Here is a 25,391-nt window from a genome sequence, read left to right on the forward strand (position 1 = left end):
CACAAGAGACCCGGATGCTCCGTGGCAACCATGAATCCGGCGTGACAGGCCGGCGGCATTGCCGTGACAACCGCCGGGCGCACGCCCTCACTCGCCCAGGAAGTGCCGCCGGTAGCGCGCCGGCAGGTCGCGCAGGCGCATCATGATCGGCAGGTCGGCGGTGTTGAAATCGGGATCCCAGGCCGGGGGACCGAGCACCTTGGCGCCGCAGCGCAGGTAGCCCTTGATGAGCGGCGGGATCTCGACGCTCAGGCCACTGTCCAGGTCCTCGACCGGCAGCGGCAGGCGCGGCATGACCTGGTGCTCGATCGGGGCGAGGTGGGTGCGGCGCACCTGCTCCCACACGCTGGCGGCCACGTGGCCCCCGTCGCGCATGCTGATGCTGGCGCAGCCGATCATGGTGTCCAGCCCGTTGCGGACCATGAACCCGGCGAGTGCGCCCCAGAGCGTCATGATCACGCCGCCCTGGCGGTGGTCGGCGTGCACGCAGGAGCGGCCCAGCTCGGCCATGCGCGGCATCAGGTGGCGCAGGCGGGTGAGGTCGAACTCGGTATCGCTGTACCAGCCGCCGACGCGCCGAGCGGCTGCCGGCGTCATCACCCGGTAGGTGCCGATCACCTCGCTGTCGGCGCTGGTGGCATCGCGCACCAGCAGGTGCTCGCAGTGGGCGTCGAAGAGGTCACGATCCAGGCCGGCGGGGGTGCCGGGCAGGTTGTTCAGCCGTGCCCCCATCTCGCCGGCGAAGACCTGCCAGCGCAGCCTCTGGGCCTCCTCGATCTCGTCGGCGCTGCGCGCCCAGACGGCCTGCAGCGGCTGCGCGCACGCGGCGGTCGCGGGCGAAGCCGGGGCCGCTTTGGCCACGGCCGGCGCCGGCAGCGCCGGGGCCCTCGTCAGCAGGGCCGGCGAGCGCAGCCGGGCCCGTCGCAACGGGGTGCCGATCAGGGAGAACGGCAGGGTGGGTTGGGGCAGATCCCGCATCGGTGACTCCATCGGTGGATGGCGTCATGCTCCGCGCGGGGGGTGACACAGCGGTGTCGGGCGGGTGACGGTTGCGCGACAACCGCCACCGGGCTCCGGGGGATCAGAGCGACAGGTTCTTCAGGAAGGCGCGGAAGCCGGGGCCCAGCTCGGCGTGCGCGAGCGCCAGCTCGACGTTGGCTTCGAGGAAGCCCTCCTTGCTGCCGCAGTCGTAGCGCTTGCCCTCGTAGCGGTAGGCAAAGACCTTCTCGCGGCGCAGCAGCGCGGCGATGCCATCGGTCAGCTGGATCTCACCGCCAACGCCGCGCGGCTGGGTGGCGATCTCGTGGAACACGCCCGGCGTCAGGATGTAGCGCCCGGCCACGCCCCAGCGCGAGGGAGCCACCTCGGGCGCGGGCTTCTCGACGATCTTGGTGACGTCCATCAGGCGGTCGTTGACCAGGTTGCCTGCGACGATGCCGTAGCGCTTGGTGTGCTCGGCGGGCACCTCCTGCACCGCCAGGATCGAGGCGCGCCATTCCTGGAACTGCTCGGTCATCTGCGCCAGCACGGGCTGACCACCATCAGAGCCGATCATCAGGTCGTCGGCCAGCAACACGGCAAAGGGCTCGTTGCCCACCAGGCGCTGGCCGCAGAGCACGGCGTGGCCCAGGCCCAGGGCCTGCGCCTGGCGCACGTAGATGCACTCCATGTCCTTGGGCTTGACGCTGCGCACGACCTCCAGCAGCTCCTGCTTGTTGGACTGCTCGAGCGCGACCTCCAGCTCGAAGGTCATGTCGAAGTGGTCCTCGATCGGGCGCTTGTGGCGGCCGGTGACGAAGATCATCTCGCGCACGCCGGCCGCATAGGCCTCCTCGACGGCGTACTGGATCAGCGGCTTGTCCACCACCGGCAGCATCTCCTTGGGCTGCGCCTTGGTGGCGGGGAGGAAGCGGGTGCCGAGACCGGCAACGGGAAAGATGGCCTTGGTGACTTGCATACGAACGGTGAGTCCCTTGATGGCGTTGAGCACTGGTGAAGTCATTCTGGCATGCACCCCCTCGCTGCAGGCCCCTGAGTGCGGGGGACGCCCGCGGAGGCGCCACCGATACCATCGATCGCCCCCATTTATTGCACACACCGCGCGCCCCCAACCACCATGGACCTCCTCATCGCCGAACCGCTGGAAGCCGAGGTCCTGGAGTGGCTGGACGCCCGCCACGAACTGTTCTACGCACCCAAGCTCATGCACGACCGCCAGGTCTTCATGGATGCCTGGGCGCAGGCTCGTGCCGTGATGCTGCCACCGCAGGTCGCCGTGGACACACGCATGCTGGCGCTGGCACCTCGACTGCGGGCGATCGGCCGCATCGTCGGCGGCCCGGAGAACATCGACCTGCCGGCCTGCACGCGCAGCGGCATTGAGCTGGTGCGCTGCGTCGATGCCGCCGCGCCGGCCGAGGCCGAGTTCATGCTCGGCGCCCTGCTCGCGCTGCTGCGCCCCAGCCCGGAGGAGATGGGGCGCGTGGCCGGGCGCGAGCTGGGCACCAGCACCGTCGGCCTGATCGGCATGAACAGCACCGCGCGCAAGATCGCCCGGCTGCTGCAGGCGCTGGGCTCGCGGGTGATCGGCTACGACCCGGCGCTGCACGCCTCGGACGCGCAGTGGAGCCGCTGGGGCGTGCAGCCCGTCGGCCTGCGCGAGCTGTTCGAGCACTCGCACGCGGTCTGCGTGCAGCTCAACTACTACAGCCGCTACCGCGGCCTGCTCGGCGAGCGCGCCCTGCCCTACTGCCAGCGCGGCCAGGTGCTGGTGAGCGTGTCGCCGCTGACGCTGTTCGACGAAGACCTGCTGGCCGAGCTGCTGCAGAGCGGGCGCATGGCCGCAGCCTGGCTGGACAACGTGGGCCCCGGCCCGTTGGAACCGGGCCAGCCGCTGCACGGCGTGCGTGGCCTGCTGGTGACGCCGCGGCTGGCCTCCTACACCCGCGAGGCGCGCGTGCGCAGCGCCTGGGGCGTGGCGCGCCGGATCGACGAGGTGCTGCGCACGGCACCCACCACCTCCCGCCCCGGCGCCCGCCGCCGCACTGCGCCGGTGGGCAGCAGCGCGCCGAGTGCGCCCGGGGTGAAAACGCCGTTCGCGCCCCCACCGCTCACGCCGCTGACGCCGACGCCACCGCCCGCCGCCAGTTCGGCGGGCCGGGCCAGCCTCAAGCCAGGCGCGTCAGCTGGTCCTGGAGCTTCGCCAGCGTCGCATTGAAGTCGGCCAGGCGCTGGCGGCAGCGCTGTCACAGGACTCCCCGGTCCTGCTGGAGCGCAGGCAGATGCGCGGTTCAGTCCCCGGCCGACCTGCCGATACCCGTGGGACCACCGCCCTTCCTGCCGGACGGCCTCCGTCGCGCACCTCGCCCCATGCCCGCCCCCCCCAACGATCCACTGTTTCGCCGCGAAGCCGTCAAGGCCCGGCAACCGCAGGTCTTCGGCGGCGTGGTGCAGATGCCGCCGGTGTGGTCCGCCGGGGTGGCCTGGCTGTCGCTGCTGCTGGCGGCGGCGCTGGTGGCGTTGCTGGCATTCGGCAGCTACACCCGCCGGTCCACCGTGACAGGCCAGATCTATCCGCAGGAGGGCCTGATCCGCGTTGCTGCCAACCAGGCCGGTGTGGTGGCGGAGACGAACGTCCGGGAGGGGCAGGCCGTGCAGCGCGGCGCGGTCCTGTTCGTGCTGAGCAGCGACCGCCAGGGGCCCGACGCGGTGGACTTCCAGCGCGGCATCGCAGCACAGATCTCGGCGCGCCAGCGGCTGCTGGAGGACGACCTCGAACGCATCACGCAGACCCAGCACAAGGAAGCCGAACAACTCGCGCGGCGCCTCGAATCGCTGCGTGCCGAGCACGCCCGCATCCTCCAGCAGGGCCGCCAACAGCGGCTGCGCGTGGCCACCGCGGCCGACACCGTGGCGCGTTACGAATCGCTGTTCCGCCAGGGTTACGTGTCCCGCGACGAACTGGCGGCCAGGCAGGCCGATCTGGCGCAGCTGCGGGGACAGGAGGAAGGCATCCGGCGCGAGGCGCTCACGCTGCAGCGCGAGCTCGACACCGCGCGCCTGGACGCCGACAACCTGCCCACGCGCTTTGCGGGACAACGCGGTGAGATCGAACGCGCCATCCTGCTCACCCGGCAGGAGTTCACCGAGATCGAGGCGAGGCGTCGCATCGTCGTGTCGGCCCCCACCGACGGCATCGTGACGCTGGTGCGGGCAGAAGCCGGCCAGCACATCGAGCCGGCACGCACCCTCGCGCACCTGATGCCGGCCTCGTCGCCGCTGGTCGCCCGGTTGTACGTGCCCGGCCGCGCCGCGGGATTCATCCAGCCGTCGATGCCGGTGATGCTGCGCCACGAGGCCTTCCCGTACCAGAAGTTCGGCCAGCAGGCGGGTCGGGTCGTGGCAGTGTCCGGCGCCGCGGTGCCGGCGGCCGAACTCGACGACGCGGCCATCCGCCCCGACGCGGCGGCCGAACGGCTCTTCGCGGTGACCGTGGAGCTGGCCGCGCCGCCGGTCACCACCACCGGGCACCGCCTGCCGCTGCAGGTCGGCATGAAGGTGGAGGCGGACCTGCTGCACGAGAACCGGCGGCTGTACGAGTGGATGCTCGAACCGCTGCTGGCCGCCCGGGCGAGGATCTGAACGGCCATGACGATCCGCCTTCCCGTCCTCGGCCAGCTGGATTTCGGCTGGCGCCGGCGCATGCCGCTGGTGCTGCAGTTCGAGGCATCGGAATGCGGGCTGGCCTGCCTGGCCATGCTGCTGAACCACCACGGCACGGTGACCGACCTGGCCACGCTGCGCGCCCGGCACGGCACGGTCCCGCAGGGCATGACGCTGGCCGACCTGGCGCGCATCGCCCAGGCCGAGCAGTTGAGCGTGCGCGCCGTGCGGCTCGGCCTGCGTGAGCTGGCCCAGCTGCGCCTGCCCTGCATCCTGCACTGGGACCTCGGGCACTTCGTCGTGCTGACCGAGATCCGGCGGGGACGCTGCCTGATCGCCGACCCGGCCACCGGCACGCGCTGGCTGGATCGCAAGGAAGTCTCGGCCCGCTTCAGCGGCATTGCGCTGGAGCTGTGGCCGGACAGCGCGTTCGTGCCGCGCGAACAGGCCCGCCCACTGTCGCTGCGCTCGCTGATCGGCCGCGTGCACGGCCTGTGGCGGGCCGTGCGGCAGGTGCTGGCGGTATCGCTGCTGCTGGAGCTGCTGGCCCTGCTCAGCCCGCTGTTCATGCAGTGGACGGTGGACCACGTCATCGTGTCGCGCGATGTCGGCCTGCTGGCCACGCTGGGCATCGGCTTCCTGCTCCTGCTGGTGATCGAGCAGTTCATGACCGCCGTGCGCGCACTGATGGTGCAGCGCGTCAGCACCCAGCTGAGCGTGCAGTGGCGCTCCAACGTGCTGGGCCACCTGCTGCGCCTGCCGCTGGACTTCTTCGCCCGCCGCCACCTGGGCGACGTGATGTCGCGCTTCGGTTCGATCCACAGCATCCTGCGGGTGCTCACCGGTGCCTTCGTCGAGGCGGCGCTGGACGGGCTGCTGGTGCTGCTCGCGCTGGGCCTGATGTGGGCCTACAGCCCCCGGCTGGCAGGGGTGGCGCTGCTGTCGGTGACGTTGTACGGGCTGGTGCGCTCGCTGTGGTACACGCCCCTGAAGAACGCCACCGCCGAGCGGCTGGTGCGATCGGCCAACGAGGCCAGCCACCTGCTGGAGACCATCCGCGGCGTGCGCACGATCCGCCTGTTCTCGCGCCAGTTCGAACGCCTGTCGGCCTGGCAGACGCTGATGGTGGCCGACGTCAACGCCAGCCTGCGCATCCAGCGCCTGGACATCTTCTACCGCCTCGTGCGCCGCACCCTGTCGGGCGGCTTCACGCTGCTGATCGTCTGGCTGGGCGCCCACGCCGTGCTCGCCGGCGAACTGAGCGTGGGCATGCTGCTGGCCTTCCTGGCCTACCGCAGCCAGTTCGACAGCCGCTTCACTGGCTTGGTCAACCACTATTTCGACCTGCGCATGCTCGGCCTTGATGCGCAGCGGCTGGCCGACATCGTGCTCACGCCGCCCGAAGCATCCGCCGGCGGCCCGGCGCCGACACCGCTGCACCGTCCGCCGCGCATCGGGCTGAGCGGCCTGTCGTTCCGCTACTCGGAGGGTGGCCCCGCGATCCTCGACGGCCTGGACCTGGACATCACACCGGGCCAGGCGGTGGCGCTGACCGGCACGTCCGGCTGCGGCAAGACGACGCTGGTGCAGGTCCTGCTGGGCGTGTACGCGCCACAGCGCGGCGAGATCCGCATCGACGGCACGCCGCTGCCGCAGTTCGGCCTGGACGCCTGGCGCAGCGTGGTGGGCACGGTGCTGCAGGACGATGTGCTGTTCGCCGGCTCGATCGCCGACAACATCGCCTTCTTCTCCGCCCGGCCGGACCGTTCGCTCATCGAAGTCTGCGCGAAGATCGCCGCCATCCACGACGACATCATGAAGCTGCCGATGGCCTACCAGACCCTGGTGGGCGACATGGGCACCACGCTGTCGGGCGGGCAGAAGCAGCGCGTCCTGCTGGCTCGGGCGCTGTACCGCCGCCCGCGGGTGCTGCTCCTGGACGAGGCCACCAGCCAGCTCGACGTGACGCGCGAGGCCGAGGTCGGCCGCGCGATCGCCCGGCTGCACCTGACCCGCATCATCGTCGCCCACCGGCCACAGACGCTGGCGCTGGTGGACCGGGTGATCGAGCTCCAGGACGGCCGCATCGTGCGCGACGAGACCGCCCGGCAATACGCCGAGCGCACCGGCAGCAAGCCGGCCGTGGGAAAGGACCCGCCGTGAAACCCCTGCTCATCTCGGCGACGATCGCCGCACTCATGGCCTGCGGCCCCGCCGCCGCCCGCGAAGACGATCCGCTGATGTGTGCCGCCGGCACGCCATCGCCGTCCACAGGGGCGGTCTCGATCGGCAGCGTGGTGCGCGCCATCGTCTGCCAGAACAGCGCCGTGCAGCGTCGCCAGGGCCTGGTCGAACAGGCTCGTGCCGCCGAGGACCGCGCCCGCGGGCTGCGGCAGCCGTCGGTGCGCATCGACACCTCGGCCGACGCCGTGCGGCACGAGGGCAGTGACCTGGCCGCGGCGGCCAGGCTGTCATGGACCTTGTTCGACTTCGGTGCCGCCGACGCCCAGGTCCGGCAGGCGCGTCGCGCTCTGGAGGCGGTGCTCGACGAACAACGTGTCGACACCCTGGCGGCGCTGGCGGAGGGGGCCCAGTCCTTCGCCGGTGCCGAGGTCGCGCAAGGCCGGTACGAGGCGGCCGTGCAGAACCTGCGCACCGCGCAGGACAGCCTGGCCGCCGCGCAGGCGCGCCGCAGTGCCGGCGCGGCCAGCGCTTCCGAACAGCTCAGCGCACAGACGGCCGTGCACCAGGCACGCTTTGAGCTGACCCGCGCCCACGGCGATCTGCGCGCCACGCGGGGCGCCCTGGCACTCGCGATGGGCCTGCGCGCCGGCGACCTTCAGGCCGCCGCGCTGGCGGTGGACGACACCGACGACGGCTTGCTGCGCCAGCCGATCGACTTCGCGGCGCTGGTCGACGAAGCCCGCGAGCGGCATCCCCGCGTGCTGGCTGCGCGCTCCCGGCTGGAAGAATCGGTGGCCCGGGAGACATCGTTGCGGGCGCAACGCTGGGGCCAGGTGGACATGAACGCGTCAGCCGGGCGGGAACGCTCCTCGACGGACTCCCGGGTGCAGGGCACGGCCACGGCTGCGCTGCGTTGGACCCTGCCGCTGATGGACCGCGGCGAACGCGACAGCAGCCTGCGCGACGCACTCGCCCAAACCCGCGTCGGCCAGGCGCGCCTGGCCGACGCGCTGCGGCAGACCGAACTGCAGGTGTGGCAGGACGGCCAGGCCCTGCTGGCCGAGCGCGCCGCGCTACGCGAAGGCCAGCGGGTGCTCGACAGTGCGATGCTGGCCCTGCAGGCAGATGTGGAGCGCTATCGCCTCGGCGCTGCCTCGTTGCGCGACGTGCTCGCGGCCCAGACCCAGCTGTCCGGTGCCCGTTACCAATGGGTGGAGGTGCGCGCCCGTGCTCGCCAGGCCGGGTGGCGCCTGGCCGCGGCGCTCGGCCGTCTCGGGCCGCTCGGCGGCCTGCCGCTGCCGCCCCCGTAGGAGCGGGTCACCAGGTGTTGAGCAGCCGGCGCTGCACCTCGACGCGGATCACCAGCTCGCGCAACTGCTGCCTGACCGGCAGGTCGATCGTCAGCTCGGGCCGCAGGTAGTCGCGCAGCAGCGGCGGGCGGGGCGACTCGAAGTACAGGTCCGCATTGCGGCAGATCTCCGAACAGGCCGCCTCGTCCAGTTCCTCGCCGTTCTCGCAGACCTGGATCAGGCACGGCGCATGGGTGGCGCCCAGGGCCTGCAGCGCAAACGCGCGGTGGTGCCCATTGTTGATCACGAAGCGCTTGCCGAACCGCACCACGTTGAGCAGGTTGGGGCTGTGGCCCACGCCCAGGCCGATCAACCCGCCGACATGCCCGGGCAGCGGCAGCTCGCCGGCCTGAGCGGGCACCAGGGGCACCGCACCGAGGAACCGCACGTCGTGCGACGGCGAGACGAACACGAATTCGCGCTCGCTGCGCGACACCAGCCGCAGGTCCGGATGCTGCGGTTCGAGCGGCAGGCACAGGCGCGTCAGCGCCAGCTTGCCGGGCCGGCGCGGCAGGCCGGCCAGCATGCGATCGACGTTCGGACGGGTGATCGAATACTGGGACACCACCAGCCGGTCCAACGGCAGCCAGCCGAAGCACACCGGCACCGTGTCGAAGGTCTGCCGCACGGCCGGCACCTCGATCAGCCGATCGACGTGCCGGCGCTGCGGCCCGGTCAGCGGCAGCACCTCGGCAGCGTCCGCACAACCGGCTTCGCTGCGTTCGAGTTCACGGTAGAGGCGCGCCGCCGCACGCCACCGGTCGGCCAGCAGCGCGGGTGCCACCGCAGGCGGACCGTCGGGTGCCAGGTCCCGGGCGAACGACAGCAGGTCCGACAACTGCCGAGGCCCCAGCAGGCAAGACTCCAGCACCGGGCCGTCTTCCTGCGGTCGCGGGCCAGCCGACCCGTGTTTCGTGTTCTTGCCTGTCATCGACGGATCCCTCACCTCTGGCAGCACGCCCGGTTCGGTGGGCGCCAATGAAAAAACGTGCACATGCCTCAGAAACATCATGATACATTTATTGCATCAAGATGTTTCTTGATCCTAGGACAGCTCTCTTGCCGGCCGTGCTCGTCCAGGTGCAGATCGTCAAGTGCCGGGACAAACTGAAGGAGATCAGAATGCGCGTTCTCACCCTCGAAGAAATGTTGGCGGTCTCGGGTGGCGGCAAGTCGTCAGGCTGTGGCTGCGGTTCGAGCGGTTCTGGTAAAGGCTCGAACAAGGGATCCCGGAAAGGATCTCACAAGGGTTCCAAGAAGGGTTCCCGCAAGGGATCGGGAAAGGGCTCCGGCCGCTGCGGTTGAACGACTTGCGACAGGTGGGCGCGGCCACACGGCCTGCCCACCCGAGCCAAGCGTCAACAAAAAAGGGCGACTGCCGCAAGGCCGTCGCTCTTTGTTTTTCCGCCCGGCGTTGCGAACAACATCACGATTGGAAGGGTCGGGCCGGCCCGACCCTGTCCAGGGCGTCAGGACCTGGTCGATAAGGCTCAAGCCACATCGACCATTCCATGCGCCACTTGCACCTCGCCCTCCCGCCCCCCCGTGCCGGCTCGCCCGCGCGGGGCCTCACGCTCATCGAGCTGCTGGTCGTCATGGCGATCCTCGGGCTGATCTCGGCGATGGCAGCGCCCAGCATGGCGGACTTCCAGCGCAGCCGCCGCCTGGAAAGCACGGTTCAGCACCTCGCCAGCGACTTATCCTATGCCCGGGCAGAGGCCATCAAGCGCAACACGCCGGTCGTCCTGTGTGCGACAACGACGACCACCTGCGGGTCGGCGACGACCGCCTCGGATTGGGTCGCCGGGTGGCAGATCTGTTATGACAAGGACGCTGACGGCGCCTGCGACGTTGGCAGCAGTACCGACCCGAACCCGATCCGGCGTCAGACCTCGCTCAGCGCCGACGTGACGCTCACGGGCCCGGCAAGCAGACTTCGGTTCAACGCCGATGGCACGCTCACCGCGACCGACTACACGGCGTTCACTCTGGCTGCTGCATCGGCAGCCCGCTGGTGGGTCGCGATCGCCGCATCCGGTGTCGTGACGGTCCGCAAGGGGTAACCCATGCCGCGGTCGTCCCCATACCACCGCGCGACGGCTCGTCCGTTCGTTGCGGCCGACTGCCGAGGCAGCACCCTGCTCGAGGTGTTGATCGGCATGTTGCTGATTTCGTTTTGGCTGCTGGGCAACGCCGGCCTCCAGGCCGCTTCGCTGAAGCTGCAGAAGGGCGCCGAATACAGGCTGACGGCCGTCACGCTGGCAGCCGAACTCGGCGAGCGCATGGAAGCCAACTTGGCCGGCAGCCTGGCAGGCCAGTATGTATTGGCTGAAACCAACTCGGCGCCGGCGAGCCAGATCGACTGCAGCGCGCGGGTATGCAACGCCACCGAACTCGCAGCCTACGATCTATCCCAATGGAGTCAGCGCGCCAGCGCCGTGCTCCGGCTCAAGACGCTCAGCGTGACCGATGTAACGCCCCCTGGCGCGTTGACCACCTATCGCATCGCCATCGCCTGGGAAGAGCCGCGCGGCCGCCGGCAGTACGCCGATGCAGTCGGGCAAAGCAGCGGATCGACAAACAACTCGACCGAAGTGATGAGCCACTTGGCCACCAAGGTGCTGCGCAATGGATCGAACTGAAGGCAGGCACCTGAGCATCAGACCATCCCAGTGCGGCGTCTCGCTGATCGAACTGATGGTCGGGCTGGCTCTGGGCCTCGTGATCGTGCTCGCCGTGCTGCAGGGTTATGCCGCATCGACGATGAACGCCGCCGTGAACATGCAGGTCTCGGAGTACCAGACGAACGGACGGCATGCGCTGGAGATCCTCAAGCGCGAACTGCGCCACGCCGGCCTGCATCCGCTGCTGTGGGACACGCAGCATCTCGTAGTCAACCCGACCGCGGCGGCGAAGGACTTCGGCTGCGGCGCCGGCACCACGGCGACCGTGCAAGCCGGCCTGACCGGATGGAACGACACCAACCCGTTCGCCGGTACCTGCCTGACCGATCGAGCCGACCGGCGATGGGCACGCGGTGACGTGCTGGTGATCCGGCGCGCCGCCCTGGATGCCAGCACGACCTTCGATGCCAACGCGCCGTACATCCGCCTTGCCTACGGTGCCGGCCACGTCTTTCTCGGCGGTGAGGCCCCAGCCGATCTGGTCGAACCGGTCGCCGACCACCGGATCGTCCACGATGTCTACTTCGTGAACGCGTTCACGTCGAGCGCATCGGAGTCCCCGCGGATCCCGGCGCTGTACCGCCTGCGCTTGAGCGAGGGCGCGAATCCGACGATGAAGCCGGAACTGGTTGCCTCCAACATCGAGCACTTCCAATTGCAGTATGCCGAAGCCGTGGCCGCGAATGGAACCATGCAGTACAGAAACGCCAACCAGATCAGCGACTGGGCGAACGTCAAGTCCGTCCGGATATGGCTGCTGCTGCGAGCATCGAATCCGGAAGGCACACTGAGCGGGGAGGCTGCCCAGTCCTACCCATTCGGGGACGTGACCTATGCGCCGACCGACAACTTTCGTCGTCGGCTGCTGACCAGCACGATCAGCCTGCGCAACCCATGAGGTGACGATGTCGGCAGCAACACCCAATCGACCACGGTGCGCAGAGATGGCGCGCCCGACCCGCGAGCGACGCAAACCATACCCACGAGGCAACCAGCGGGGCGGGGCCTTGATCGTAGTGATCGCCGTGGTGCTGGCCATCGCCATCACCACACTGGGCGCATTCGGCCTGGCTCGCAGCCAGTACCAGTTGGCGGGCAACCTTCAATTCCTTGAACAGGCCTTCAACCAGGCCGAAGGTGCGGCAGCCAGTGCCGAAAATTGGCTCAGCGTGCCAGGCAATGCCCACAGCGCTGGGTTCGACACCTACGACCCCAGCGGATCCCCCGGGATGTATCCCACGGGCCAGTTACGCCAGCTGGGCCTCGACCCGAAGACGATGTCCTGGAACTCCGGCAATTCCCTGGCCAGCGGTGACGGACGCTACCTGATCGAACGCATGGCCCAGGATCGCAAGCTCCCCGGGACATCGCTGCAGATCGGCCAGCGACGCAGCAGCGGTTGCGCGTCGGTGGACGTTTTCCGTGTGGTTGCACGTTCCAATGCGATCCGCGGCGCATCCCGGACCATTGAAACAACCTACGTGACTCCTTACTGCTGAGCCGAGCGGAGGGCTCTGTAATGAAGTTCCTGAGTTGCTGGCGACGGCACCCGCGGAAGACCTGGGCGATCACCCTGGCCGTGCTCGGCTGGGCGGTATTTCAGGTCTCCTTCGCGCTGGATGCCCTGGATGAGCAGCCCGTCGGCCACGTCGCCCCGCTTGAATTCAGCAAGTACGACCTGTCGCGCGGTGGAGCCGTTGCCTTCCGCGGCGACCATGTGCGTGCCACCTGGGATGGCGACCTCATGTCCTACGACGTCTCCACCACCGGAACAGTCACATCGAAGTGGAGCGGCGCTCGACAACTGGCCCTCGCCTCATGGGACACCGGCCGCAAGATCTTCACCTGCGTCTCTTCCGGGGCTGGGGTCAGGTTCCGCTGGACCGACGGCATCAGTGCCGCCCAACAGACCGCACTCGGCGATGCCACGACCGGTCCCAAGGTCCTGAACTACCTGCGCGGCGACGGCAGCAATGAACTCACTGAGGCGAATCCCGGCGGACTGTTCAGACAGCGCACGTCGCGCATCGGCGCCGTCGTTCATGGCCGGCCTCATTACTTCGAACATGGCCGCAACGCCGATGGGGACCCGATTGGGCGCGTGTACGTCGGCGCCAACGACGGCATGCTGCATGCCTTCGACGCCGCCACCGGCGCAGAGGTGTTTGCCTACGTTCCTTCCATGCTCTTTCCGAAGCTGAAGGATCTCGCGGCAACCCCCGCGGCTGCCTACAAGTACTACGTCGACGGCCCTCTGGCCATTGCCCAGCTTCCCGCGTCGGGTGCGACGACCACGTTGCTGGTCGGCGCATTGGGGGCCGGCGCCAAAGGGCTCTACGCGCTGGACGTCTCCAACCCCTCGCCTGCCGACGAAGCCGCCGCCACCGGCATGGCCAAGTGGGAGATCACGGAGGCCACGACGGGATTCCAGAACCTCGCTCACGTGTACGGCGCCCCGCAGTTCGTCAAGCTCAACAACGGACGCCGCGCATTGCTTGTCCCCAACGGGATCAACAGCACGGCGGGCATCTCGTCCCTGTTCGTCGTGGACCCTGTCAACGGTACCCTGATCGCGGAGATCGGCGCGGGCACAGGGCCCGGCAACGGCCTGGGTGGAGTCGCAGCGGTCGATCTGGACGGCAACGGCACCGTCGACGTGGCCTATGCCGGCGACCTGCGCGGCACACTGTGGAAGTTCAACCTGCGCGGCAGCTCGTTGCCCAGCGCGGCCGTCGCGCTGTATACGCCACCGGCCGACGTAGCCCGCCCCATCACCGCCGCCCCGAGCGTCTCCGCCCATCCCCGCGGCGGTGTGATGGTCAACTTCGGGACCGGCAGGCTGCTGTCGATCAGCGATTCGACCTCCACCGCAGACGAATACCTCTACGGCATCTGGGACAGCCCCCTGGCAACCGCAGCCGCGCCGACCAGGCCGACGCTGACAACGGCCAGCAAGACGATCGGAACCACCACGATCCAGGTGCGGGTGGCCAGCGCCGACGCCAGCAACACGGTGGACTATGCCAATGGCTCGCGAGGCTGGCGCCTGACGCTCACCGGCGGCGAACGCGTGCTGGGCACGGACACCTTCACCGAAAATGGCCGCTTCATCGTCACGACCACCATTCCGAACGGCACCGACACCCCCACGGCGTGGATGCTGCAAGTCGACGCCCTCACCGGCTCCATGCCCACCGCGCCCTTCTTCGATCTAAACGGGGACGGCACGGTGAGCACATCGGGCGACAGCGATCGCGTGAGTGCCACCGTCAACGGCGTGACGATGAGTGTGCCCCCCGCAGGACGGCTGCTCGGTACTGGCGCATGGAGCCAGCCGGCGCTGATCAAGCTGGACAGGTACCTCGATGTGCCGTATTTCAACCACAACAGCAACGTCGCGTTCCCGACGACGTCGACTCAAACCGTGACGACGCCCAGTTCGACCGAGCGCGGCGTGTACGGCGGCCACTTCGACTTCGACATCTTCTACAACGTGTGCAATCCGCTGGCCACGAGCCAGACGTACCGCGGCACCTGCGCGTCGAACACGCACGTTCACGAATACGACGACAAGTACGACGTCGTCGGCGTCAACCTGCTCAATGCCAGCCGGTCGGCCTTCAACCTGGGCAACGCCATCGCGTCCATGTCGACTGCCTTCAAGATCCTGGTGGCGAACACGCGCTGGTCACCGGCCGCCAGACTCATGGTCGGCAACGCGGAGTACCGTGTATGGGACCTGCCGCTGTCGCCCGAGGGTTTCATCGCCGCCACGCCCGGCGGCGCGGCACTCACCTTCACGCGGGCATCCGTGGGCAACCTGGTCTTCAAGCTGCCGATCGATGCCTTCACGGCGCGCGAGTGGGTTCCAGGCAGCGGCGATACACGTGCCGGCCTGATCCCGACCAAGACCGGCTGCGTGCGCGACAACACCGGCAACCAGGGGAGCCAGCCCGGCCCCTGGATGAACGGGGCGCTAACTGTCATGGCCCGGGCGGGTCACCCTGGATGATGGAAGACACTGAGGGTGTGCGGGCCTGAGCGGGTAGAGGTCGGTCAATATTTTGATGGCACTCGACCGCGATCGCTAACTTGACCCGCTGCCGACCACTCGTACCCAGGATTGCCTGCGGGCGCTGCTGAGTTCCTTGCGGAGCCCGGGCGCCCGACAGCCCACATTAAAGAGAGCCGCCAGGCTTTGTCCCGGCAGGCCGTTGGTCGGCGGCACCTGCGCGGGCCCGCACGCTTGTGATTGTTGTTCAAGCTGCAGGAGCCCGGCAATGGATCTGACCCCGATGCACAAACGCGTGATCGCGCTGGACGTACACCAGGCCAAGATCACCGCCTGTGCGGTGGTCGAGCATGACGATGGCCGAGTGGAGGTCACCAAGCGCGACTTCGGAGCCTTCAGACGCGACCGCCGTGCCTTGGCGCAATGGTCGCTGGAGATTCGGCCCGAGGTGGTGGTGATGGAGAGCACGGGGGTGTACTGGAAGAGCCCGTTTGCGGCGCTGGAGGCGGTGGGCATCATCGCGTGGGTGGTCAACGCGCGCCATGTCAAAGCTGTGCCCGGGCGCAAGACCGACATGGCCGATGCGCAGTGGCTGGCCACGCTGGCGCGTGCGGGCCTGTTGCGCGCCTCGTTCATTCCACCGGTGGACTTGCGCCAGCTTCGTCTGGTGGCGCGTCAGCGGCAGAAGCTCGTGGGCATGTGCAGCGCCGAGAAGAACCGGCTGCACAAGGTGCTGGTAGATGCGGGCATGCGCATCAACGTGGTGGTCAGCGACATCCACGGTGCCAGTGCACGCGCCATGGTCAAGGCGCTCATTGCGGGCCAAGCCATGTACGAGGTGCTGGATCAAAAGGGGCGCCTTCGGGCCAGCCGGGACGAGTTGTTCGAGGCCCTGAGCACCGAGCAGTTCAGCGCCGCGCACCGCTTCGTGGCCCAGGAGATCATGCAGCACATCGAGCACATCGAGACCCGCATCGCCCGCATGGACCAATACCTGCTGGACGGACTGCGCGCCTGGCAGCCGCAGCTCAAGCTGCTGCAGACCTTGCCGGGTATCGACATCCAGGGCGCGGCGATGCTGCTGGTGGAGATCGGCGCGGACATGGACGTCTTCGGCAGTGCCGAGCGGCTGGCCAGCTGGGTGGGCATCTGCCCGGGCAACAACGAGAGCGCGGGCAAGCGCAAGACCGGGCGCATCCGCAAGGGCAACGCCTGGGTCAGAAGGCTGCTGTGCGAGTTCGCCCAGGCTGCAGCGCGTACCCGCTGCGCGCTCAAGGCCAAGTTCGACGCGCTGGCCATTCGCAAGGGACACAAGAAGTCCATCGTGGCGCTGGCCCACAAGATGCTGCGTACCGTCTACGCCATGTTGGCCAACGGCACCCACTACCAAGACAAGGAGGTCGACTACGAGGCCCTGAACGTCCAGCGCAACGCCCCGCGCTGGCTCAAAATGCTGCGCAAGCACGGCTTCATCGCCACCCCCACCGCCACCTGAGACTCGCTTGCCTGCTGACCTTGCGGCCCCGACCAGCCTCAGGTCAGGCAGCCACACGTCCGCGCTTGGGTGTCTTCCACATTAACGATCCAGATCGTCAAGAGCACCGCCGCGGGCAGCCATGTGCAGCCGGCGATGACTCCCACCAACGACCCGGGGGGCTACCGGCTCAAGCCGGACGTCCTGTCCCAGTCGATGCAACTGGCCCAGTACACCGCGTTCTGGCATCACCCCAACGGCCTGTGCACCGGAGACCCCGGATGGACCAAGACGCCGCCGATGGACCCGGACGGTGGCGGTTCCGCAGCGGCAGCGGCCGCAGGCTCGGCGGACCCGAAGGGCAAGTTCCTGTCCGGCGACTACGGGTCGGGCGGCGACATCATTGTCGGCGGCACAACCACGATCACGACCTACAACGGCGTCGAGGTGACGGTCAGCCGGATTTTCGACAGTCAAGGCGTGACACAGGAAGTCCGCAACAAGGCGACCAACGAACTGATCTCCTCGGTACGTTCGCAAGGGGGCTCCATCGAGCGGGGCAACGTCCAGGCCGCACAGCGCGCTCGAACCGGCCGCACGGGATGGAAGGAACTGATCCGATGACCACGCTTGCACGACAAATGCTGCGCCGCCGCGGGTTCGCCCGCACGTCGCGAGGCTTCACGCTGATCGAACTGCTGACTGCCGTCGTCGTGGCCGGCGTCCTGATCACCATCGCGCTGCCCAGCATGCGCGAGTACGTTCGCCGCGGCAGCCGCCAAGCCGCACAGGCCCATTTGATCGAACTGGCCACGACTCAAGACAAGATCTTCCTGAACTCGAACGCCTACAGCGCGAGCGTGACAGGCGCCTATTCCGGCGCGTCCACAGGTGGACTCGGGGTGCCCGGCGGGCTCACCCGAGACGGCCGGTACACACTGAGCGTGACCGGCGACGGCGCGTCGTTCACACTCGCCGCCACGCCCGTCGTCGGCTCCGCCCAGGACGGTGATGGCACTTTGACCATCGACTCGACTGGAGCGCGAACCTGGGGTTCGCGCTCGTGGTAGCCGCGGCCTGGACACGCTGCGTCGTTCAGGCTCGTTCAGGCTCGTTCAGGTCAGGCGCGTCAGCTGGTCCTGGAGCTTCGCCAGCGTCGCACTGAAGTCCGCCAGGCGCTGGCGCTCCTGCGCCACCACCGCGGCCGGTGCACGGGCCACGAAGCTCTCGTTGCCCAGCTTGGCCTCGGCCTTGACGATCTCGCCGCTCAGGCGGGTGATCTCCTTGCCCAGGCGCTCGCGCTCGGCGCCGACATCGATCTCCACCTTCAGCGCCAGCCGGGCATCGCCCTGCACCACCACCGGCGCCAGGCGCGTGGCCTCGCTGAAGGCGGCCTCGTCGGCGATCACCTGCACCTCGGAGAGCTTGGACAGCGCCTTCAGCACCGGCGCCGCTTCGGCGATGAAGCCGGCATCGCCGATCGTCAGCAGGGGCACGCGTTCGGCCGGTGACAGGCCCATCTCGCCACGCAACGCCCGGCAGGCACCGACCAGCTCCTTGAGCTTGGCCATCCAGGCATCCGCCGCCGGGTCGATGCGCTCGGGCTGCGCCACCGGATAGACGGCAGCCGCCACGTTGTCCACCGTCCGGCGGCCCGCCACCGGCGCCACCACGGCCCAGAGCTCGGCGGTGATGAAGGGCGTCACCGGGTGCAGCAGGCGCTGCACCGTCTCCAGCACCCGGATCAGCGTGCGGCGGGTGGCGCGCTGCTGTTCGGGCGTGCCGACCTGGATCTGCACCTTGGCGATCTCCAGGTACCAGTCGCAGTACTCGTCCCAGACGAACTGGTAGATCGCGTTGGCCACGTTGTCCAGCCGGTACTCGGCGAAGCCCTGCGCCACCGCCGCCTCGACGCGCTGCAGCTCGCTGGTGATCCAGCGGTCGGCCTGCGAGAAGCGCAGGTAGCTGCCGGTGTCGCACTGCACAGCACCGTGCTCGTCCAGCCCACAGTCCTGCCCCTCGCAGTTCATCAGCACGAAGCGGGTGGCGTTCCAGAGCTTGTTGCAGAAGTTGCGGTAGCCCTCGCAGCGCTTGCTGTCGAAGTTCACCGAGCGGCCCAGCGTGGCCATGGCCGCGAAGGTGAAGCGCAGCGCGTCTGCCCCGTAGGCCGGGATGCCCTCCGGGAACTCCTTCTCGGTGGCCTTGCGCACCTTGGGCGCGGTCTCGGGCTTGCGCAGGCCGGTGGTGCGCTTGACCAGCAGCTCGGGCAGCGCGATGCCGTCGATCAGGTCCACCGGGTCGAGCACGTTGCCCTCGGACTTGCTCATCTTCTTGCCCTGCGCGTCCAGCACCAGGCCGTGGATGTAGACGTGCCTGAACGGCACCTGCCCGGTGAAGTGCTTGGTCATCATGATCATCCGGGCGACCCAGAAGAAGATGATGTCGTAGCCGGTCACGAGCACCGAGCTGGGCAGGAAGAGGTCCTGCTCGATGGTCTTCTCCGGCCAGCCCAGCGTGCTGAAGGGCACCAGCGCGGAGCTGTACCAGGTGTCGAGCACGTCCGGGTCGCGGGTCAGCGCGCCGCTGTAGCCAGCCGCGGTCGCCTTCGCGCGGGCCTCTTCCTCGGACTTCGCCACGAACAGCTCGCCACTCTCCCCGTACCAGGCCGGGATCTGGTGGCCCCACCAGAGCTGGCGGCTGATGCACCAGTCCTGGATGTTCTTCATCCACTGGTTGTAGGTGTTGACCCAGTTCTCGGGGACGAATTTGACGTCGCCGGACTCGACCGCCTCGATCGCGCCCTGGGCGATCGACTTCCCGGTCGACGGGCTGGCCTTGGTCATTGCCACGAACCACTGGTCGGTCAGCATCGGCTCAATGACCTGGCCGGTGCGGGCGCAGCGCGGCACCATCAACTTGTGCTTCTTCACCTCGACCAGCAGGCCGGCGGTCTCCAGGTCAGCCACCACCGCCTTGCGGGCGACGAAGCGGTCCAGCCCGCGCAGCTCCAGCGGGATGTCATCCAGGTCGGCGCGCACCGCCGCATCCAGCGTGAAGATGGTGATCATCTCCAGGCCCTGGCGCAGGCCCACCTGGTAGTCGTTCTGGTCGTGCGCCGGGGTGACCTTCACCACGCCGGTGCCGAATTCCTTGTCGACGTAGGCGTCGGCAATCACCGGCACCAGGCGCCCGGTGATGGGCAGGCGCACCTGCCGGCCGATCAGGTGGCTGTAGCGCTCATCTTCCGGGTGCACCATCACCGCGGTATCGCCCAGCATCGTTTCAGGCCGGGTGGTGGCCACCACCAGCGATTCATCCGAGCCTTCGATCGGGTAGCGGATGTGCCAGAGGTGGCCCTCCTCCTCCTCGCTCTCGACCTCCAGGTCGGACACGGCGGACTTCAGGATCGGGTCCCAGCTCACCAGCCGCTTGCCGCGGTAGATCAGCCCCTCCTCGTACAGGCGCACGAAGGTCTCGGTGACGACCTTGCTGAGCTTGTCGTCCATCGTGAAGTACTCGTGGTCCCACGACACCGAGTCGCCCATGCGGCGCATCTGGCGGGTGATGGTGGAGCCCGACTCCTCCTTCCACTCCCAGACCTTGGCGACGAAGTTGCGGCGCGCCTCGGCCGGGGTCGGCCCCATGTCGTGGCGGCTGATGCCCTTTTCCTGCAGCTGGCGCTCCACCACGATCTGCGTGGCGATGCCGGCGTGGTCGGTGCCCGGCACCCACAGGGTGTTGAAGCCGCGCATGCGGTGGTAACGCGTCAACGAGTCCATGATGGTCTGGTTGAACGCGTGGCCCATGTGCAGCGTGCCAGTCACGTTCGGCGGCGGCAGCTGGATCGAGAAGCTCGGCCGAGCCGGGTCCAGCGTGGGCGCATAAACGCCGCTGGCCTCCCACTGCGGGCCCCACTTGGCTTCGATGGGGGAGGGTTCAAACGACTTGGACAGGGCGTCGGCGGACATGGGCGGGCTCTCGAAACACAGGGCGATCCGGCCCCCGGTCACAGGGACCAGGGCGGGACGAGCGAAACCCTTGATTTTATGGACCGCGCAGCCCAGCCCGCGAACGAAGCGCCTACAGCGGCGCCACCGGCGCCAGCGGAGCAAATTCGCCCGGCGCCTTGCGCTGCCAGGCCTCGATGGCCCGGCCCATCTCGCCGATGTCGAAGATCGCGCTCTGCAGCAGCGTCATCTGCTGCAGCGCATCCATCGTCGGGTGGTCCACCGCGTAGTTCAGCGCCAGCTTGCTGCCGGCGATCGCCACCGGCGACTTGGTGGCGATCGCACCGGCCAGCTGCAGCGCCCGCTCCAGCGCCGCGGCCGCGTCGGGCAGCACCGCGTTGACCAGGCCCACCGCCAGCGCGCGCTCGGCGCCCAGGCGCTCGCCGGTGAAGGCCAGCTCGCGCGCCACGCCGGGCGGCACGATCTTGGGCAGGCGCTGCAGCACGCCCAGGTCGGCGGCCATGCCGATGTGGATCTCCTGCACCGCAAAGAAGGCGTCCGCGCTGCACACGCGCAGGTCGCAGGCGGCGGCCAGGTCCAGCGCGCCGCCCAGGCAACCGCCCTGGATCGCCGCAATGACCGGAAAGTGAGCCTGCTCCAGCACGTCGAAGCAGGCCATCAGCTGGCGCAGGCCGGTCTGGAAGGCCAGGCGCCGGCGCGCGTCGGAGGTATCGGTCAGCGACAGCCCGCTGGCAAACACGTCCAGCGCCATGCCCGCGCTGAAGTGCTTGCCGGTGGAGGCGAGCACCAGCGCACGGGTGCGGCCCTCGGCCTGCAGGCGCTGCACCGCATCGCGCAGGGCCGGGAAGAAGGCCGGCGCCATCGTGTTGAGCCGCTCGGGGCGGCACAGCGTCAGCACGCTCACGCCGTTGGCGCGCTCGTCGACCTGGAAAAAGACCTCGTTGCCTGCGTCGCTCATCGCTGCTCCTGGGGTTCTCACCATCGGACCGGAAGGGTCCGGCAGCGCATTCTGTGGTGCACCGCGGCCGCGCCGCTGCCCCGCGGGCGACACCGACCGGGGGGCAGCGGGCCTTGCGTCGGACCGGCACCATCCATCGACTATTTCACAGCGCTGCCTCGGGTTGGTGCGAACCTGTTAGCGTTCCGTCCGCAGATCAGGAAGCAACGACCATGAACCGTCTCACCGAACGCCTCCACGCCCTGGGCCCCGAGCGCCTCGCCGGCCTGCGCCGAGGCGTGGAGAAGGAGAGCCTGCGCGTGCGCGACGATGGCCACCTCGCGCTGACGCCGCACCCGCAGGCCCTTGGCTCCGCGCTCACGCATGCGCGCATCACCACCGACTTCAGCGAATCGCAGCTGGAACTGATCACCGGCGTGCACGGCGGCGCCGAGGCCTGCCTGACCGAGCTGACGCAGATCCACCAGTTCGTCGCCCACGCCCTGGGCCGCGACGAGCGCATGTGGGTGGGCAGCATGCCCTGCCGGCTGCCCACCGACGAGACCATCCCGCTGGGCCGCTACGGCACCTCGCACGTCGGGCGCGCCAAGAGCATCTACCGCATGGGGCTGGGGCAGCGCTATGGCCGGCGCATGCAGACCATCTCGGGCATCCACTACAACTGGTCGCTGCCGGGGCTGGGCAGCGACGACTACTTCGGGCTGATCCGCAACTTCCGGCGCCACTCGTTCGTGCTGCTCTACCTGTTCGGTGCCTCGCCGGCGGTGTGCGCCAGCTTCGTCGAGGGGCGCGACCACGAGCTGGAGCCGCTGGCCGGCGGCACGCTCTACCTGCCGCATGCCACCTCGCTGCGAATGGGCCGGCTGGGCTACCAGAGCGACGCGCAGGCCGCGCTGGCGGTGAGCTACAACAGCCTGGAGGACTACGCCGGCTCGCTCGAAGGCGCGCTGACCCGGCCCTTCCCGCCCTACGAGCGCCTGGGCGTGCGCAACCTGGGCGGCGACTACAACCAGCTCGCCACCAGCCTGCTGCAGATCGAGAACGAGTTCTACGGCACGATCCGCCCCAAGCGAGTGATCCGCCGTGGCGAGCGCCCGCTGCATGCGCTGCGCGAGCGCGGCGTCGAGTACGTCGAGGTGCGCTGCCTGGACCTGGACCCCTTCGAGCCGGTGGGCATCGCCACGGCCACGATGCGGCTGATCGACACCTTCCTGCTGCACTGCCTGCTCAGCGACAGCCCGCCCGACACACCCGGCGAAATCGCCCGGCTGGCGCGCAACCAGCACCTCTGCGCGGCGCGCGGGCGCGACCCGGCGTTGCGCCTGGAGCGCGGCCGCCAGAGCGTGCGGCTGGTCGACTGGGCCCGCGAGATCCTGCAGGCCTGCGGCCCCATTGCGGCGGCACTGGATGCGTCTGCCGGTGGCGAGGCCCATGCGCAGGCCCTGCGCGAGGCGCTGCAGCGCCTGGATGCCCCCGAGCAGCTCCCTTCGGCACGGGTGCTGGCGGCCATGCGCAGCGACTTCGGCGGCAGCTACACCGCCTTCGTGCAGTCGCAGTCGGCCGTCACCCACGCCGAGCTGCTGCGCCGGCCCCTGGCTGCCGAGCTGCAGGCGGCTTTCGAGGCCGAGGCAAGCGCCTCGCAGGCCGAGCAGCGCCGCATCGAAGCGGAGGACAAGCCGCCCTTCGAGGCCTGGCGGCAGGCCTACCTGGCCCCCGAAACGCTGCGTCCTCGAACCACCGACACCTGACACCACCGGACGATGCAAGGTCCCACCTCAGCCGACGAGACATCGCCAGCCGAAAGACCGCGGCCTCGCACGCTGCACCGCCGCCTGCGCGTGGGGACACGCCGCAGCTGGCGCGTCGTCCGTGGTGTCGAGCCGGAGTTCTGGCAACGCCTGACCGCCGAAGCGCGCGCCGGTCGGCAGTGGGCCGATCGATCGGTCGTGCTGGCCCATGCCGCGCTCACCGGCCTGATCGTGGTCGGCTTCACCCTGGCAGCAGAAGGTTCCACCCGGGCCTTCGCCGAGATGGCCCACGGCAATCCGCTCGGCCCCTGGGTTGCGCTGGCGTGGACCCCGCTTCTGACGGTGCTGCTGCTGTGGTGGACGCGCCATTTCGTGCCGGGCGCTGCCGGTTCAGGCATTCCACAGGTGATCCGTGCCCTCGAGGATGACCTGCCGGAGGCTGGTGTGCGTCGTCTGGCCAGCCTTCGGCTGTCGATGCACAAGATCGGCCTCGTGGCGGGCGGGATGCTGGCGGGCCTGTCCATCGGGCGGGAGGGACCGACCGTCCAGGTGGGTGCGGGGGTGATGGTTCACGCCCGACGCTGGCTGTCCCCGCACAGCGGGATCGACAGCCACGACCTCATGGTGGCCGGCGCCGCCGCCGGCATTGCGGCGGCGTTCAATACGCCGCTGGGCGGAGTGGTGTTCGCACTCGAGCAACTGTCCAGGCGTCGCAGCATGTCGCACAGTTCGCTGGTCATCGCGAGCATCGTGCTGGCGGGCATGATGGCTGTGGCAGTGTTTGGCAACGAGACTTACTTCGGAAGACTAAAAGTGCAGCAGCTGACATGGTCGCTGCTGGTGCCGGGCTTGCTGGTGGCCTTGGTGAGTGGTTTTGCGGGAGGACTTTTTTCACGACTCGTGGTGGTCTCCCTGCAGGGATTGCCGGACCGCTTCAGCCTCTGGCGGCGCACCTATCCGTACCGGTTTGCCGCAGGGTGTGGTTTGGCGGTGGCAGTGATCGGCATTGCCACGGGCGGTAGCACCGCTGGTGCTGGTTACGTGGCCACACGCGACCTGCTGGAAGGCCGCGCCGAACTGCCCGGCGTGTTCACCCTGCTGAAATTCTGCGCAACCTGGCTGTCCGCCTGGAGTGGCGTTCCCGCCGGCATGTTTGCGCCGTCGCTCACGATCGGCGCCGGCATCGGACATGACGTGGCCGCCCTCTTCGGCGTGTTCGGCACCGAGACGATCCCGCTCATCGCCCTGGGCATGGTGGGCTTCCTCGCAGCGTCAACCCAAGGACCGATCACCGCGTTCATCATTGTTATGGAGATGGTGTCCGGCCACGCCATGGTACTGAGCCTGATGGCCAGCGCGATGCTGGCCAGCGGCGTATCGCGCCTCGTGGCAAGACCGATGTACCTCGAACTGTCCGCGGGCCTGCCTCCTGGCCTGACTGGCGCGGGATCGCGCGACGTCCGGGGCGGGACCGCCCCAGCGAAGCCCGCGCCGTGACGGGCACATCTGCCGATGCCCATGACCGTCTCCCCACCGAATACTGCCCTGCATGCCAGCGATGCAGCGGATGAACCCGCCGGACGCGTGCTGCGCCAGTTCAGGTTGGTGTTCAATGCCGTGAAGACCCATTTCCAGCAGGTGCAGAAAAGCGCCGGGCTGGGCGGGGCCCAGTTGTGGGCGCTTAGCCTGATCGCTTCATCGGAAGGGCTTGGGGTGAACGATCTGGCGCGGTCCATGGACATTCACCAGTCCACGGCCAGCAACATCGTGCGTGCCCTTGCTGCGCGCCACCTGATCGACGTCAAGCGCACCGAGGCCGATCGCCGCAGCGTGCGGCTCAGCCTGAGACCTGAGGGACGGCTTTTGCTGCAAATGGCGCCAAGCCCTTTCAGCGGCGTCCTGCCACAGGCGCTCGCGCGCCTGAGCGAGCCCACGCTGGCTCGCCTTGAGGATGACCTCGCCGAACTGATCGCGCTGATCGATACCAACGAACGCGACGCGAACTTGCCGCTCGGCTTGTGAGGGCGCCCATTGCCGAGTGGCCGTGAGCGACTCACTCGGCATGGAGCGATCCTCTTGAAACGCACAAAAAAATAGGCCTCTTGCGAGGCCCAAAGAGCAAATTGCCCTGAACAAGCTGGTCGCCCGGATGGGGTCTGGCGTCAGCAGGCGCATTGTAAACAATTGCATTTGTGCAAATACAATTGCCACCCACTTCTCCCACTTGAGGCCCCCATGACCCGTTTGACGCCGGCCTTCCTGAGTCGATTGCTCAGCCGCCTCGACCCCAGGTCCTGGTGGTCCCGATGGGGCCACTGGCCCTGGACGTCCAGACGGCACGGTGACACCCCG

Annotated in this window: 20 protein-coding genes; 15 read left to right on the forward strand and 5 right to left on the reverse strand. The window is 68.8% G+C overall.

Features of this window, described 5'->3' with window-relative positions; translation table 11 throughout:
- Nucleotides 1–87: 87 nt before the first annotated feature.
- Entirely contained in the window at nt 88–978 is an 891-nt protein-coding gene (locus NGK70_RS25250; RefSeq protein WP_251971183.1) for a GNAT family N-acetyltransferase, read from the reverse strand.
- Between the two features lie 103 nt (nt 979–1,081).
- On the reverse strand, nt 1,082–1,957 hold the full coding sequence (gene galU, locus NGK70_RS25255; RefSeq protein ID WP_251973898.1) for a UTP--glucose-1-phosphate uridylyltransferase GalU: 876 nt from the start codon (nt 1,955–1,957) through the stop codon (nt 1,082–1,084).
- A gap of 159 nt (nt 1,958–2,116) precedes the next feature.
- Between galU and NGK70_RS25260 the strand changes: the two genes are divergently transcribed.
- From NGK70_RS25260 to NGK70_RS25275, 4 genes are all read left to right on the forward strand, one after another.
- On the forward strand, nt 2,117–3,217 hold the full coding sequence (locus NGK70_RS25260) for an NAD(P)-dependent oxidoreductase (RefSeq protein WP_251971184.1): 1,101 nt from the start codon (nt 2,117–2,119) through the stop codon (nt 3,215–3,217).
- Nucleotides 3,218–3,369: 152 nt separating this feature from the next.
- Nucleotides 3,370–4,641 (forward strand): HlyD family secretion protein, encoded by a 1,272-nt coding sequence (locus NGK70_RS25265; RefSeq protein WP_251971185.1) that lies wholly within the window; start codon nt 3,370–3,372, stop codon nt 4,639–4,641.
- 6 nt (nt 4,642–4,647) lie between these two features.
- Nucleotides 4,648–6,825, forward strand: coding sequence for a peptidase domain-containing ABC transporter (locus NGK70_RS25270; protein WP_251971186.1), 2,178 nt, complete (start codon nt 4,648–4,650; stop codon nt 6,823–6,825).
- Nucleotides 6,822–8,156, forward strand: coding sequence for a TolC family protein (locus tag NGK70_RS25275; protein WP_251971187.1), 1,335 nt, complete (start codon nt 6,822–6,824; stop codon nt 8,154–8,156). The genes NGK70_RS25270 and NGK70_RS25275 overlap by 4 nt, the downstream gene beginning before the upstream one ends.
- A 7-nt stretch (nt 8,157–8,163) precedes the next feature.
- On the opposite strand, the gene NGK70_RS25280 is transcribed toward NGK70_RS25275, so the two are convergent.
- Nucleotides 8,164–9,066: a hypothetical protein gene (locus tag NGK70_RS25280; RefSeq protein ID WP_251971188.1), complete on the reverse strand. Its 903-nt coding sequence runs from the start codon at nt 9,064–9,066 to the stop codon at nt 8,164–8,166.
- 640 nt (nt 9,067–9,706) lie between these two features.
- Between NGK70_RS25280 and NGK70_RS25285 the strand changes: the two genes are divergently transcribed.
- The 8 genes from NGK70_RS25285 (at nt 9,707) to NGK70_RS25320 (ending at nt 17,435) form a co-directional block, all read left to right on the forward strand.
- Entirely contained in the window at nt 9,707–10,258 is a 552-nt protein-coding gene (locus NGK70_RS25285) for a GspH/FimT family pseudopilin (RefSeq protein WP_251971189.1), read from the forward strand.
- A gap of 3 nt (nt 10,259–10,261) precedes the next feature.
- Nucleotides 10,262–10,837, forward strand: a complete 576-nt coding sequence (gene pilV / locus NGK70_RS25290) for a type IV pilus modification protein PilV (protein ID WP_256490724.1) — start codon at nt 10,262–10,264, stop codon at nt 10,835–10,837.
- Nucleotides 10,824–11,777, forward strand: coding sequence for a PilW family protein (locus tag NGK70_RS25295; protein ID WP_251971191.1), 954 nt, complete (start codon nt 10,824–10,826; stop codon nt 11,775–11,777). The genes pilV and NGK70_RS25295 overlap by 14 nt, the downstream gene beginning before the upstream one ends.
- Nucleotides 11,778–11,823: 46 nt before the next feature.
- The gene (locus NGK70_RS25300; RefSeq protein ID WP_251971192.1) at nt 11,824–12,378 is read left to right on the forward strand and encodes a pilus assembly PilX family protein; all 555 of its coding nucleotides are present in this window, start codon (nt 11,824–11,826) and stop codon (nt 12,376–12,378) included.
- A gap of 20 nt (nt 12,379–12,398) precedes the next feature.
- Complete coding sequence (locus NGK70_RS25305) at nt 12,399–14,891, forward strand: pilus assembly protein (RefSeq protein ID WP_251971193.1); 2,493 nt, start codon at nt 12,399–12,401, stop codon at nt 14,889–14,891.
- A gap of 268 nt (nt 14,892–15,159) precedes the next feature.
- Nucleotides 15,160–16,386, forward strand: a complete 1,227-nt coding sequence (locus NGK70_RS25310) for an IS110 family RNA-guided transposase (RefSeq protein WP_251969229.1) — start codon at nt 15,160–15,162, stop codon at nt 16,384–16,386.
- 135 nt (nt 16,387–16,521) lie between these two features.
- Nucleotides 16,522–16,989 carry a hypothetical protein gene (locus tag NGK70_RS25315; protein ID WP_251971194.1) on the forward strand — a complete coding sequence of 156 codons (468 nt, stop codon included), beginning with the start codon at nt 16,522–16,524 and terminating at the stop codon, nt 16,987–16,989.
- Complete coding sequence (locus tag NGK70_RS25320) at nt 16,986–17,435, forward strand: type IV pilin protein (protein ID WP_251971195.1); 450 nt, start codon at nt 16,986–16,988, stop codon at nt 17,433–17,435. The genes NGK70_RS25315 and NGK70_RS25320 overlap by 4 nt, the downstream gene beginning before the upstream one ends.
- 45 nt (nt 17,436–17,480) lie before the next feature.
- On the opposite strand, the gene NGK70_RS25325 is transcribed toward NGK70_RS25320, so the two are convergent.
- Together NGK70_RS25325 and NGK70_RS25330 are read right to left on the reverse strand one after the other, a co-directional pair.
- Nucleotides 17,481–20,333, reverse strand: a complete 2,853-nt coding sequence (locus NGK70_RS25325; protein ID WP_251971196.1) for a valine--tRNA ligase — start codon at nt 20,331–20,333, stop codon at nt 17,481–17,483.
- A 112-nt stretch (nt 20,334–20,445) separates the two neighbouring features.
- Entirely contained in the window at nt 20,446–21,291 is an 846-nt protein-coding gene (locus NGK70_RS25330) for an enoyl-CoA hydratase-related protein (RefSeq protein WP_251971197.1), read from the reverse strand.
- A 212-nt stretch (nt 21,292–21,503) separates the two neighbouring features.
- Here NGK70_RS25330 and gshA point away from each other — a divergent pair, with 212 nt between their 5' ends.
- From gshA to NGK70_RS25345, 3 genes are read left to right on the forward strand one after another with little or no spacing between them, the layout of a single operon-like run.
- On the forward strand, nt 21,504–23,039 hold the full coding sequence (gene gshA / locus NGK70_RS25335; protein ID WP_251971198.1) for a glutamate--cysteine ligase: 1,536 nt from the start codon (nt 21,504–21,506) through the stop codon (nt 23,037–23,039).
- 12 nt (nt 23,040–23,051) lie between these two features.
- Complete coding sequence (locus NGK70_RS25340) at nt 23,052–24,536, forward strand: chloride channel protein (RefSeq protein ID WP_251971199.1); 1,485 nt, start codon at nt 23,052–23,054, stop codon at nt 24,534–24,536.
- Nucleotides 24,537–24,557: 21 nt separating this feature from the next.
- Nucleotides 24,558–25,061: a MarR family winged helix-turn-helix transcriptional regulator gene (locus NGK70_RS25345; RefSeq protein WP_251971200.1), complete on the forward strand. Its 504-nt coding sequence runs from the start codon at nt 24,558–24,560 to the stop codon at nt 25,059–25,061.
- The last annotated feature ends 330 nt before the right edge of the window (nt 25,062–25,391 follow it).

The sequence above is a fragment of the Sphaerotilus microaerophilus genome (assembly GCF_023734135.1).
Taxonomy (GTDB): Bacteria; Pseudomonadota; Gammaproteobacteria; order Burkholderiales; family Burkholderiaceae_C; genus Sphaerotilus; species Sphaerotilus microaerophilus.

What these genes read in the sequence shown, in the direction of transcription:
- NGK70_RS25340 (WP_251971199.1), top strand. Translation starts at nt 23,052, where the DNA reads ATGCAAGGTCCCACCTCAGCCGACGAGACATCGCCAGCCGAAAGACCG.
- NGK70_RS25315 (WP_251971194.1), top strand. Translation starts at nt 16,522, where the DNA reads ATGACTCCCACCAACGACCCGGGGGGCTACCGGCTCAAGCCGGACGTC.
- NGK70_RS25270 (WP_251971186.1), top strand. Translation starts at nt 4,648, where the DNA reads ATGACGATCCGCCTTCCCGTCCTCGGCCAGCTGGATTTCGGCTGGCGC.
- NGK70_RS25295 (WP_251971191.1), top strand. Translation starts at nt 10,824, where the DNA reads ATGGATCGAACTGAAGGCAGGCACCTGAGCATCAGACCATCCCAGTGC.
- gshA (WP_251971198.1), top strand. Translation starts at nt 21,504, where the DNA reads ATGAACCGTCTCACCGAACGCCTCCACGCCCTGGGCCCCGAGCGCCTC.
- galU (WP_251973898.1), bottom strand. Translation starts at nt 1,957, where the DNA reads ATGCAAGTCACCAAGGCCATCTTTCCCGTTGCCGGTCTCGGCACCCGC.
- NGK70_RS25305 (WP_251971193.1), top strand. Translation starts at nt 12,399, where the DNA reads ATGAAGTTCCTGAGTTGCTGGCGACGGCACCCGCGGAAGACCTGGGCG.
- NGK70_RS25300 (WP_251971192.1), top strand. Translation starts at nt 11,824, where the DNA reads ATGGCGCGCCCGACCCGCGAGCGACGCAAACCATACCCACGAGGCAAC.
- NGK70_RS25325 (WP_251971196.1), bottom strand. Translation starts at nt 20,333, where the DNA reads ATGTCCGCCGACGCCCTGTCCAAGTCGTTTGAACCCTCCCCCATCGAA.
- NGK70_RS25310 (WP_251969229.1), top strand. Translation starts at nt 15,160, where the DNA reads ATGGATCTGACCCCGATGCACAAACGCGTGATCGCGCTGGACGTACAC.
- pilV (WP_256490724.1), top strand. Translation starts at nt 10,262, where the DNA reads ATGCCGCGGTCGTCCCCATACCACCGCGCGACGGCTCGTCCGTTCGTT.
- NGK70_RS25285 (WP_251971189.1), top strand. Translation starts at nt 9,707, where the DNA reads ATGCGCCACTTGCACCTCGCCCTCCCGCCCCCCCGTGCCGGCTCGCCC.
- NGK70_RS25265 (WP_251971185.1), top strand. Translation starts at nt 3,370, where the DNA reads ATGCCCGCCCCCCCCAACGATCCACTGTTTCGCCGCGAAGCCGTCAAG.
- NGK70_RS25345 (WP_251971200.1), top strand. Translation starts at nt 24,558, where the DNA reads ATGACCGTCTCCCCACCGAATACTGCCCTGCATGCCAGCGATGCAGCG.
- NGK70_RS25320 (WP_251971195.1), top strand. Translation starts at nt 16,986, where the DNA reads ATGACCACGCTTGCACGACAAATGCTGCGCCGCCGCGGGTTCGCCCGC.
- NGK70_RS25250 (WP_251971183.1), bottom strand. Translation starts at nt 978, where the DNA reads ATGCGGGATCTGCCCCAACCCACCCTGCCGTTCTCCCTGATCGGCACC.
- NGK70_RS25330 (WP_251971197.1), bottom strand. Translation starts at nt 21,291, where the DNA reads ATGAGCGACGCAGGCAACGAGGTCTTTTTCCAGGTCGACGAGCGCGCC.
- NGK70_RS25260 (WP_251971184.1), top strand. Translation starts at nt 2,117, where the DNA reads ATGGACCTCCTCATCGCCGAACCGCTGGAAGCCGAGGTCCTGGAGTGG.